Here is a 12,185-nt window from a genome sequence, read left to right on the forward strand (position 1 = left end):
ATGTTGAAAATGCATGGTTGATTTAACAACATTGCAAAATCAACCATGTATTTTCAAAGTTTCTTTGCAATAAATCTTCTTTTTTGATCCAGAAATATAATAAGCCAGTGTCTCCCCAATCCATTTCAGATTCATCATTGGTATCAAGTTGTAACAGTAACATCCAATCTTGGGCGCTGCCAGGCAAATGTTTTATCTCTTGATCTGAGGGGTACCCATTTCCTAAATAGATTCCGTTTGTAACAAGATGACACTCTTCCGCCATTGCTTCTGATTGTATAGCTTGTGCGGAGCCGAGTAAATGATGCAATCCATCGATATACAATTCTTCTATTTCTTTATAAAGATCCCATTCATCATCATTTGATAAACCTGTTTCTCCGACTTTTTCTTTTGCTAATGTCCAAGTTTCTTGAAAGGAGATGATGGAAGGAGGGAACACTTCTGTTTGAAGTTCTCGTCGTTTTAGGTTTTCTATATTTTCCGTGTACAGAACGCGATGTCCTCCAATATCTCTTAGGTCAAACCCCCATGGTTGTTCTTCTGCGTCATAAAAGAAATATAACATGCCCTTCGTAGGCAGTGGGTTTCCTTTGTGATAAGGTTGTATTTCTTCTAAATTCAGCTGTCCAATAAAGTGTAACGGTATGTCGTTGTATGTTGGAATCTTTAATTCATCAGGTAAGTCTGGAAAACCTCCTAATTTTGAGGTTCCCACTGCTATTTGCTCATCAGATCCTTTACGTAGACGAATTTGAATTGTTGGCTCAAGAGAATTTAAAATATGTTTTTCTAGATGCATGGCACTATATTTTTCGAGCACGTTTTGTAGTGTTTGTTTCATAATGTATCACCCCATTCTTATTGTACAACAACTTGTTTGTATTTTATGGAAATAATCAAAAATATTGAAAATTATGTTAAAATAGCGTTAGTGTAGGGAAAGGGGGATTATTTTATGACAAAAGATCGTCTTGCTCAAGTAGATTTAACGAAAAGAATGGAATCAAAATCAAAGTATAATAAGAAGCTTGAAAAGTATCAAAGGCGCTTATTAGCGTTGCAGCAAATTTTACAAAAAGAAAAAATAGCCGTTATTATGGCGATGGAAGGTTGGGATGCGGCTGGAAAAGGAGGGGCAATTAAACGAATTACTGAGCATCTGGATCCGCGTGGATTTCAGGTAAATCCAATTGGTGCGCCTGCTCCTCATGAAAAACGTTACCATTATTTGCAACGCTTCTGGAGGAAAATTCCTCAGTATGGTCAAATCACAATTTTTGATCGCTCTTGGTATGGTCGTGTATTGGTAGAGCGTGTAGAGGCATTCGCTACAAAGGAAGAATGGAATAGAGCATACGATGAAATCAATGATTTCGAAAAATTATTAACAGATGATCATTACATAGTAGCAAAATTCTTCTATCATATTAGTAAAGATGAGCAGTTAGTGCGATTTAAAGATCGAGAGAAAAATCCTCTTAAGAGATGGAAAATTACAGATGAAGATTGGCGTAATCGTGAAAAGTGGGATGAATACGCCCGGGCAATGGAAGAAATGTTTGAGAAAACAGATAAATCGAATGCAAGATGGAATATTATCGCTAGTAACGATAAATTATATGCGCGTGTGAAAACATTAAAGGTGATCATTTCATTAATTGAGGATTATTTCTTGCAACATGGAATAGAATTGCCGTCATACTATTATGAAATAAAAGAAGAAAAAGAAGAGATTGAACACGTGCAAGATATAAGTCGGTAAGCTTGTATGGGATGAATTCGATTCATTAATTATAGATTTCACCCATAAAGTGATGCAAAACAAAAGACGAGAACTTTATTAAATTATGCGTAAAAAAATGAAGAATGCAGTAGAAAAATAATGATTTTATTTATGCCCGTAAGTGAAGTTTAATGTTGTGAAAACTACATAATTATGCTAAGATTTATGTAACTTTTAATGAACGGAGGGGTCTCCTTTGATTTTAATCAGATTACGTCTCAAAGCTTTGTGCCGATAATTGAATAGCGCTCAAAGGCTCTGTCTGTGTACAGAGTGAACGGGATTGGTCTGCCTATTTTAAAGGAACCCTTTATTGAACTGATATGTGAAAAGAGGGAGGGACGAATACGCCCTCTTTTTGTTTTGCCTTTATAATAGAATGATGTGATATACGTATATGTTTTTGGATACGTATATCATTTGTGACGTATTGACCATGTAGCAATTTGGAAGCAATGTTGCTTTCTTTTGTTTATTTGGTGTACTCTCATCCGTTTACGAAAAACACAGGCAGTGACCTGTGTTTTTTAATTTTACGTAATCGAAATGGAGGAATGAATATATGGAAGAACTAGTACAAAAAGCGATATTAGTTGGAGTTAATTTAAATAATGAAAGTGATTTTGAATATTCAATGGAGGAGTTAAAAAACCTTGCGGAAGCGTGTGATGTGGAAGTTGTAGGGCAAGTTATCCAAAATTTACACCGCGTGAATCCATCACATTATATCGGAAAAGGGAAAATTGAAGAAGTTTCTGCTTTTGTGAAGGAATCAGATGCGAATATGGTTATTTTTAATGATGAGTTATCGCCTTCACAAATTCGAAATTTAGAAGCTGACTTAGATTGTAAAGTCATTGATCGTACCATTTTAATTTTAGATATTTTTGCGCAGCGTGCTAAGACGAAAGAAGCGCAGTTGCAAGTTGAAGTCGCGCACCTGCAATATATGATGCCGCGTTTAATCGGTCTTCGTGAATCTTTAGGAAGACAGAGCGGCGGCGTTGGTACGAAGAATAAAGGTGTCGGTGAGAAGAAATTAGAGCTGGACCGTCGTAAAATTGAAGAGCAAATTGCAGTATTAAATAAAGAATTAGAAGCGCTTGTTGCACAACGTCAAACGCAGCGTAAACAGCGTAAGAAAAATGAAATCCCTGTTGTTTCATTAGTGGGATATACAAATGCTGGTAAATCAACGATTATGAATACGATGCTTGAGATCTTTAACGGATCTGTAGAGAAACAAGTATTCGAAAAGGATATGTTATTTGCGACTTTGGAAACGTCAGTGCGAAATATTGAACTTCCAGATAATAAATCGTTTTTATTAACAGATACAGTTGGTTTTGTAAGTAAATTACCGCATCACCTTGTAAAAGCATTTCGTTCTACATTAGAAGAAGTAGCGGAGGCAGATTTATTGATTCATGTGGTCGATTATGCAAATCCAAATTATGAACAATTAATTGAGATTACAAACCAAACACTAAAGAAAATTGGTGTTGAAAATATCCCGACCATTTATGCGTATAATAAATCAGATATGATGGATGTTGAAATTCCGAAAATCCAGGAGGACCGAGTATATCTGTCTGCAAAACAACAAATTGGGATTGAAGAGCTTGTAGAAATGATTCGTTCTTACATTTACAAAGAGTATACAAAGTGTGAGATGTTAATTCCTTATGATCAAGGGCAAGTTGTATCCTATTTCAATGATCATGCTCATGTTGTATCTACGAGCTATGAAAATGAAGGTACAAAACTTTCACTCGAATGTAAGACGAGTGATTTTGAAAAATATAAGCGTTTTGTTATTTAAAATGAAAAAAACATTGATTTTATTTGAAATTTCTAGCTATACTAAAAATAGTGTTAATGAAATTGAAAGAACGGAAGGGTGACCCAATTACATGAAGTACTAATCCTATTTACGAAAACAAACAATTGAAGGTTATTTTTAACAGATGATTATGCTGTTATTTGTGATGCCTTTAATTTGCGTTTTTCAGAATAGGATTGGCTTTGTATAGTTGGATCTAAAAGGGATAGTCTCTTTTGGTGTACACCTATATATAATTATGCCTCCTATTCTGAATGGATATAGGAGGCATTTTTTTGTCTCCTAAACTGGATAAAAGGGGATGTTACTATGTTTTTATTAGAAGCTAATCATATAAAGTACTATGTACAGGATCGTTTATTACTAGATGTGGACCAATTGCAAATTCATCAAAATGCTCGAATTGGGTTAGTTGGTAGAAATGGAAGCGGGAAAACGACGTTATTTCAAATGTTAGCTGGAAAAATTTCTCCAGAAGAAGGAAATGTTATTCAACGTACTAGGTGTGAGCTTTTGCCGCAGCTTAAACGAACAGATACAACAAAAAGTGGTGGGGAAGTGACGCAAGAATATGTCCAAAAAGCTCTTATGAAAGATGCCGAGCTTTTACTTGCAGATGAACCGACTACAAATCTTGATACAGAACATATCGAATGGTTGGAGAAAAAGTTAAAAAGTTGGCAAGGGGCATTTATCATTATTTCGCATGACCGTGCATTTTTAGATGCTCTTTGTACAACGATATGGGAATTGAATGAAGGGAAAATAAAAGAGTATACAGGCAACTATAGTGATTATGTAAAACAAAAAGAAATAGAGCTAAATCAAGAACAATTAGCGTATGAAAAGTATGAGAAAAAGAAAAAGCAGTTGGAAGAAGCGTTAAAGTTAAAAGAGAAAAAAGCTGAAAGAGCAACAAAGGCGCCAAAAAAGGTAAGTAAATCCGAAGCGAGAATTACAGGAGCAAAGCCATACTTTGCCAAAAAGCAAAAGAAGCTACAAAAAACAGCAACGGCCATCGAAACGAGATTAGAAAAACTTGAAAAGGTAGAAAAAGTAAAGGAGCTCTCACCAATTAAGATGAATTTGCCAAATGCAGAAACGTTTAAAAACCGGATTATTCTTCGTGTAGATGGTGTAACAGGTAAAGTTGGGGAACGTGTGCTTTGGAGCAAAACAAGTTTTCACATTCGGGGCGGTGATAAATTAGCGATTATCGGTTCAAATGGAAGTGGGAAAACGACATTTGTCAAAAAAATTATGAACCAAGAGTATGGTATTAAGCTTTCACCAGCTGTTAAAATTGGCTATTTTAGTCAAAACTTAAACATATTAGATACGGAGAAATCAATCATCGAAAATGTACAACTCTCTTCAAAACAGGATGAAACACTGATTCGAACGGTTCTTGCGAGAATGCATTTTTTCAGAGATGATGTTTATAAGCCGGTAGGGGTTTTAAGTGGCGGTGAGCGAGTAAAAGTAGCGCTTACAAAGCTATTTTTAAGTGATATTAATACTTTAGTGTTAGATGAGCCGACGAACTTTCTTGATATGGAAGCTGTTGAAGCGTTAGAGTCTCTTCTAAAAGAATATGAAGGAAGTGTAATCTTTGTCTCGCATGATCGCCGGTTTATCGAAAATATTGCTACGCGAATTTTAACAATCCGTAATCAAAAGATTGAATTATTTGAAGGGAACTATCAGCAATATAAACTCAATCAAGTGGAAAAGACGCGAGATACGAAAGAAGATAAGCTTCTTTTACTTGAAACAAAAATATCGGAAGTGCTAAGTCGCTTAAGTATTGAACCGTCCGAAGAATTAGAAATAGAATTTCAAAAACTTTTAAAAGAAAAACGAGAATTATAATTAAAGTTGATTAGAAAAAAGTACATCACGACTAATGGAGTGATGTACTTTTTTTGAGCTAGGTGTTGTCTTTTGTTTTTGCTAACATGCGGATAGAACTACTGACCATGGAAGTAAGAGTGCAACAATCTTGTTTGTCTCTTTCTTCAGCTTTGCTGATATAAAATAATCTAAAGAAAACTTCTTCCATTCAACTTTATAAAAATATATAAATTTAATGATTTTATGTATATAGATGAAATCGAAGTTGTGTTGCTGGAAAAAGAAATAAAACCAGTATAGAATAGAAAATGTTTTAAAAATCAGAAATTATTACAGTAAGTGTAATGTTAATTAGTTACATTTTCTGTTTTTTAGGGAAGGAGAGAGTGAATTATGCAGGCAGTTTCAAAGGAAAATAAAATAGCTTCACCAACGATATATCGTATTTTATTTGCGATTAGTTTCGGTCATTTTTTAAATGACTCGATGCAAGCTGTTGTACCGGCACTGTTTCCTATTTTGGAAAAGTCGATGAATTTGTCTTATATGCAGGTAGGATGGATTGCATTCGCGTTAAATATGACGTCATCGATTATGCAGCCGGTGTTTGGGATGTATTCAGATAAGAAACCATCTCCATTTTTATTACCGCTCGGTATGTTTTCGAGTATGCTTGGGATGATTGGACTTGCGTTCGCACCAAACTTTATTATCGTTATTATTTCAGTTTTATTTATCGGATTAGGATCAGCAGTCTTTCATCCTGAAGGCGCACGTGTTGCTTATATGGCAGCTGGTGCAAAGCGAGGGTTAGCGCAGTCAATTTATCAAGTAGGAGGAAATACAGGGAATTCTCTTGCACCAATTTTTACAGCGCTAATTTTTGTTCCGCTTGGGCAAGTTGGATCACTTGGATTCACGGCTTTTGCAGCGGTAGGTATTGTGTTATTAATTTTTGTTTCAAATTGGTGCAAAAATGAGTTAGTAAATGGTGCGGTGCGAAGAAAGAAACGAGCTGCACTTGAGGCGGAGAATGCAATTGTTAGTAAGCATATTAAGTTTGTAATTGTTCTTCTTGTTTTCTTAACCTTTGTTCGTTCTTGGTATGGAGCTGGCATTGGGAACTTCTATCAGTTTTATTTAATCGAGCATTATGGTTTGTCTATTAAAAATGCACAGTACTTTGTATTTGCTTTTATGATTGCTGGGGTACTGGGTACATTCTTTGGTGGGCCATTAGCAGATCGATTTGGTAAGAAAAATATTATCGTATTTTCAATGCTAGGTTCTGCGCCGCTTGCACTTTTATTACCACATGTTTCTCTAGCGTGGGTTGTGCCATTATTTTTATGTATAGGTTTTATTAGTTCCAGTAGCTTTAGTGTTATTGTTGTGTATGCGCAGGAGCTTGTTCCGGGAAAAGTTGGAATGGTGTCAGGATTAATTGTCGGTCTTGCGTTTGGCCTTGGAGCATTAGGTGCCGTTGTTCTTGGGAAATTAGCAGACGTGTATAGTCTGCAATTTATTATGGTATTATGTAGTTGTTTACCATTAATTGGACTTACGTCATGGTTACTACCAAGCGATCGAAAAACACGATAGAATAGGGGATGCGCTATGAAACTATGTCAAAATGTTACAGAATTAATTGGAGATACACCTGTCTTACGGTTATCGCGATTCGTTCCAGAAGATGCGGCAGATGTGTATGTGAAATTGGAAATGTTTAATCCATCTCGTAGTGTGAAAGACCGAGCGGCGTATAATTTAATTCATATGGCGGAAGAGCAAGGGCTCATTAAGCCAGGTGATACGATTATTGAACCAACAAGTGGAAATACAGGGATTGGTTTAGCGATGAACGCAGCTGCTAAAGGATACAAAGCGATTTTAATTATGCCAGATAATATGTCAAAAGAACGGATTAACTTGCTTAAGGCATATGGGGCTGAAGTTGTTTTGACACCTGCAGAACAAAGAATGCCAGGAGCAATTGCGAAGGCGGTAGAATTACAAAAACAAATATCAAATAGCTTTATTCCGCAGCAGTTTGAAAATCCAGCAAACCCGAATATTCATCGCTATACAACAGCTCTTGAAATTTATGAACAAATGGATGGAAAGCTAGATGTATTTGTAGCAACTGCTGGAACTGGTGGAACCATTACTGGCACAGGAGAAATATTGAAAGAGAAACTACCAAATTTATATATTGCAGTAGTTGAACCGAAAGGATCTCCTGTTTTATCTGGTGGTGTGCCGGGTCCTCATAAACTAGTTGGAACAAGCCCAGGGTTTATTCCGAAAAACTTAAATACGGAAATATATAATGAAATTATTCAAATTGCGGATGAAGAAGCGCTTAGTACAATGAGAAATCTAGCAAAACAAGAGGGAATATTAGTAGGACCATCTTCAGGTGCCTCGGTCTATGCTGCAATCACGATAGCAAAACAATTAGGTGCTGGTAAGAAAGTGTTATGTATTGCACCTGATACGGGAGAGCGTTATTTAAGTATGGGATTGTTTGAATAAGAAACATAACAAAGAAGAGATTGTATGTATCATATACAATCTCTTCTTTGTTTTATTTTACTAATTTTTTTAATATAGGTAAACGACCAATCCGATCACCAAGAATATGTGATGCTAGGCCACTTGTTAATACGAAAGTAAGATAGACAATTCCTCCAACCACGCCGCAAATAATAACGATTAGCAATGATTCGATATAAGGTTGTCCAGGGATCAACCATCCGATAATCGCTTTTAATCCTATTACGACAGCGGACATTGCTGCGGAGTAAATTGTAATAAGAAATACTGTTTTAGCTGTTTCTGCAATATCAAACTTTGCAAATTTGACGATGCAATATAGCATAATGATATCAGAAACGAGATATCCAAGAATTGTTCCAAGTACTGCTCCATGCCCACCTAATAGATATAGAAGTGGCGTATTCACTAAGATTTTTACGAGAATACCAACTGAGAATGCAATCATTGTTTTTCGCTGATAATCAATGCCTTGTAAAATGGCTGCTGAAACAGTGAAAATCGCACTTAATACTGCTGATGGTGCATAAGAAATTAAATATTGAGACCCGCCTAAAGCGGTATCAGGACTCATATATACCATGCGGAATGCATCATATGCGATGCTAGCGAGTCCAAATGCAGCAGGGATTGTGAAGAATAATAATAATTGGAAAATCTTTGTAATTTGTTCTTGTAATTCTTCTAGTTTCCCGCTTGTAAATGATTTTGTTATCGCTGGAATAATCGTAAGTGAAAATCCAGTTGCGAGCGAAGCGGGAATCAAAATTAATTTTTGAGCATAGTTCGTTATATAAGCGAAAATCGCATTCGCAGTTTCAAGCGGTGTTCCAATTGCTCTTAGTGCATCAGCAACTGTATATTGATCCACTAAAGTATAAAGTGGAATAGCGATCCCTACAAAAACAATAGGGATTGCGTAACGAAGTAGCTCCATATAAATGCTTTTTAATGAAACGTTTGAAGCCCTTGTTTTTAGTTCGCCTGCAGGTGGTTTTAAATGATTATATTTTTTCCAATACATGATTAAAATTGAAACGCTGGCAATTGCTCCAATAACAGCTCCGAATGTAGCGACTGCAACAGAAGAAGCAACGGAACCACCTAGTAATTTTGAAACGATAAAACTACCTACTAAAATGAAAATGACACGTGCAATTTGTTCCACAACTTGAGAAACAGCACTTGGCTTCATATGTTGGAATCCTTGGAAGTATCCACGTGTTACACTCATTGCTGGAACAATAATGAGCGCAAAACTTAATGCTCGCATTGTAAGTGTTACATCAGCGATAAACCCCGGATCAGGTGTTTTGGAACGAATAATAAACTGCGATACGTAAGGTGCTCCGATAAATAAGATTAAAAATCCAGCGAAACCCATAAGCAGCATGATTTTCACACTAGAATTATACAGTTTCTTACTTGTGTTATAGTCACCTAATGCATTATATTTAGCAACAAATTTCGACACAGCAATTGGAATGCCGGCTGTTGAAAAGCTAAGCAAGATGCCATACCAAGAATATGCATACGCATATAAAGCAACCCCTTGTTCACCAACTAATAGTTGAAAGGGGAAGAAGTATATAAAGCCTAAAATACGCGAAATCATTGTGGCACCGCTTAGTAAAGCTGTACCTTTTAAAACTTTTGAAGTAGACAAAACCTTTCCTCCTACTCGTGCTCTGTTACAATCATCCTATACTACTATAAACCTGTCAGTGGATTTTATAAAGCATAAACCATAAGTCGTGCAATAGTATTCATCAAAAAGTCATATTTTGAATTTTTATAGCAACAAATAGCAAATTAATACATAAAAATTCAAAAAAATCAGTTGACACTCTTTTTATTGTATGATAAAAATGATAGTAATCAATTCGGAAAACATATAGTTGGGCAATGAAAGGGTAAAGTAGTGAAAATCTCCCTATGACAGAGAGCTGATGGTTGGTGCGAATCAGTATATAGATTATTCATGAAGTTCGTCCTGGAGCATCTTTCATAAATCTCACATTGTGAGGAAATGAAAGACGGTAGTATATACCGTTATCAAATAAAGTGGTGAAGAATTTTTTCACAACTAGGGTGGTACCGCGATATATATCGTCCCTACGTTTTTGCGTAGGGACGTTTTTTATTTCGGGGTTATTTTAGTTGTATCTTCATAACTAGGGTGGTACCGCGATATTTTATCGTCCCTACGTTTTCGTAGGGGCTTTTTTTATTTCGGCAGTTTCTTAGTATTCTTCACAACTAGGGTGGTACCGCGATATTTTTATCGTCCCTACGTTACTGTAGGGGCGATTTTTTGTTTCTGAAGGGAAGTGGTTGTATTAGAAAGGGAAGAGGATAGAAAAATACGAGTAAGTATGAAATGTAATAACAAGAAAAAATAGAAGAAGAGAGGAGATAGAAAGATGAATTCACAGCAATGGACATCGAAATTAGGTTTCGTTTTAGCTGCAGCAGGTTCAGCAATTGGCCTTGGCGCAATTTGGAAGTTTCCGTATATGGCCGGTATTGGAGGGGGCGGTGCCTTCTTCCTAATATTCATTGGTTTTACTTTACTGATTGGTTTACCTTTATTATTGGCAGAATTTTCAATCGGAAGAAGTACGCAAAAAGAGGCTGTTGATGCGTATAGAGAGATCGCTCCTAAAACATTATGGCCGTGGGTTGGTAAGTTAGGGATTGTAACATGTTTCATATTGCTTTCTTTCTACAGTGTTGTAGGAGGTTGGATTTTATTATATTTATGGAATGCAATTACAGGTAGACTATGGGAAGGAAATGGTGCATACGAAGCAACATTTGGTGAAATCATTTCCAATCCATATTTAGCAGTTGGATCACAGCTATTATTTATTCTTATTACTATTTTTATCGTAAGTAAAGGCGTGCAAAATGGTGTTGAAAAAGTAAATAAATACTTTATGCCAGCACTATTCGTTTTGTTCTTTGTGTTAATTGTTCGTGCGCTTACATTAGATGGAGCGGGAGAAGGGGTACGTTTCTTCTTACAACCTGATTTTTCGCATGTAACGTCTGAGATTGTTTTATATGCGATGGGGCAATCGTTCTTCTCATTATCTGTCGGTGTGGCAGTAATGGTAACGTATAGCTCGTACTTGCCGAAAGAAGAAAATTTACCGCGTTCAGCATTTTCTATTGTTGGTTTAACACTTGTTATTACATTACTTGCGGGACTTGCAATTTTCCCGGTTGTATTTGCATTTGGAATGGAGCCATCTCAAGGACCGGGATTACTATTTATTGTATTACCGGCTATCTTCAGTAAAATGGCATTTGGAAAACTATTTTTCATTATTTTCTTATTACTATTCTTTTTTGCTACTGTAACATCTGCAATTTCTATGTTAGAGATTAGTGTTGCTTCCTTAACAAAAAAAGGAAAGGGAAAACGTGAAAAAATGGCATTGATTGTTGGATTACTAATCTTTGTTGTTGGAATTCCATCGGCACTATCATATGGTGTATTAAGTGATGTGAAGCTTTTTGGAAAAACAGTGTTTGATTTAGCAGACTTTGCAGTAAGTAACGTTCTTATGCCGCTTGGTGTATTATTAGTTGCAATTTTCGTGCCATTAAAAATGAAGAAAGATGTATTAATGAAAGAACTGGGTGTCAGTAAAAATAAAGGCTATAAATTATTTGTATTATGGTTATTCTTACTTCGCTATATCGCACCAATTGCAATTATTATCGTATTTTTAAATGTAATTGGAGTGATTTAAAGTACAAAAGGCTCTAGCATAACGTTATGCTAGAGCCTTTTAATTATAGAATTATCTTTTCTGCAATTCGTTTACTGTAACAAATTGATAGCCTTTTTTAGATAAAGAATCTAAAATGCTTTCAATGGTCTTTAAGGCATTATTAGAATCGTCATACATGGAATGTAATAAAATGATAGATTCAGGTTCTACATTTTTTGTAGGACCATCATCAAAGGTTAGGGCGACGACTTTTTGATTTGTTTCTACCCGATTTGTTAATTTACCAAATAGTTGATACGTTCGTGAATTCATTAATTTATAAGTTCCAAAGAGTAGGAAGAGAAGAGTGGTTAGTATAATCAATGATGTAATGATTCTTTTGTTCATAAAGCGCCCTCACATT

The 12,185-nt window shown here is 35.8% G+C and carries 9 protein-coding genes and 1 other annotated feature; of the genes, 6 read left to right on the forward strand and 3 right to left on the reverse strand.

The window, feature by feature from the left end:
- Positions 1 to 22 precede the first annotated feature (22 nt).
- Positions 23 to 844, reverse strand: a complete 822-nt coding sequence (locus tag JDS96_RS07700) for a YwqG family protein (RefSeq protein ID WP_003206747.1) — start codon at positions 842 to 844, stop codon at positions 23 to 25.
- A 114-nt stretch (positions 845 to 958) separates the two neighbouring features.
- Here JDS96_RS07700 and JDS96_RS07705 point away from each other — a divergent pair, with 114 nt between their 5' ends.
- From JDS96_RS07705 to cysK, 5 genes are all read left to right on the forward strand, one after another.
- The gene (locus JDS96_RS07705) at positions 959 to 1,765 is read left to right on the forward strand and encodes a polyphosphate kinase 2 family protein (protein ID WP_199666523.1); all 807 of its coding nucleotides are present in this window, start codon (positions 959 to 961) and stop codon (positions 1,763 to 1,765) included.
- Between the two features lie 583 nt (positions 1,766 to 2,348).
- Positions 2,349 to 3,608 carry a GTPase HflX gene (gene hflX / locus JDS96_RS07710; RefSeq protein ID WP_040119398.1) on the forward strand — a complete coding sequence of 420 codons (1,260 nt, stop codon included), beginning with the start codon at positions 2,349 to 2,351 and terminating at the stop codon, positions 3,606 to 3,608.
- 330 nt (positions 3,609 to 3,938) lie between these two features.
- A complete protein-coding gene (locus JDS96_RS07715; RefSeq protein WP_098101244.1) occupies positions 3,939 to 5,501 on the forward strand; it encodes a Vga family ABC-F type ribosomal protection protein in 1,563 nt (520 codons plus the stop codon).
- 375 nt (positions 5,502 to 5,876) lie between these two features.
- Entirely contained in the window at positions 5,877 to 7,085 is a 1,209-nt protein-coding gene (locus tag JDS96_RS07720) for an MFS transporter (protein WP_199666524.1), read from the forward strand.
- A gap of 15 nt (positions 7,086 to 7,100) precedes the next feature.
- The gene (gene cysK, locus JDS96_RS07725; RefSeq protein WP_199666525.1) at positions 7,101 to 8,018 is read left to right on the forward strand and encodes a cysteine synthase A; all 918 of its coding nucleotides are present in this window, start codon (positions 7,101 to 7,103) and stop codon (positions 8,016 to 8,018) included.
- A gap of 52 nt (positions 8,019 to 8,070) precedes the next feature.
- Here the strand turns inward: cysK and JDS96_RS07730 are convergent, their stop codons facing one another.
- The gene (locus JDS96_RS07730; RefSeq protein ID WP_199666526.1) at positions 8,071 to 9,705 is read right to left on the reverse strand and encodes a putative polysaccharide biosynthesis protein; all 1,635 of its coding nucleotides are present in this window, start codon (positions 9,703 to 9,705) and stop codon (positions 8,071 to 8,073) included.
- A 230-nt stretch (positions 9,706 to 9,935) separates the two neighbouring features.
- Positions 9,936 to 10,159 (forward strand) — a binding site (T-box leader).
- Positions 10,160 to 10,462: 303 nt separating this feature from the next.
- Here JDS96_RS07730 and JDS96_RS07735 point away from each other — a divergent pair.
- Complete coding sequence (locus JDS96_RS07735) at positions 10,463 to 11,800, forward strand: sodium-dependent transporter (RefSeq protein WP_003203801.1); 1,338 nt, start codon at positions 10,463 to 10,465, stop codon at positions 11,798 to 11,800.
- A 51-nt stretch (positions 11,801 to 11,851) separates the two neighbouring features.
- Here JDS96_RS07735 and JDS96_RS07740 read toward each other — a convergent pair whose 3' ends face one another.
- Positions 11,852 to 12,169: a polysaccharide deacetylase family protein gene (locus JDS96_RS07740; protein WP_018783276.1), complete on the reverse strand. Its 318-nt coding sequence runs from the start codon at positions 12,167 to 12,169 to the stop codon at positions 11,852 to 11,854.
- Between the last annotated feature and the right edge of the window lie 16 nt (positions 12,170 to 12,185).

Source organism: Bacillus cereus group sp. N21 (assembly GCF_016483395.1).
Classification (GTDB): domain Bacteria; phylum Bacillota; class Bacilli; order Bacillales; family Bacillaceae_G; genus Bacillus_A; species Bacillus_A pseudomycoides.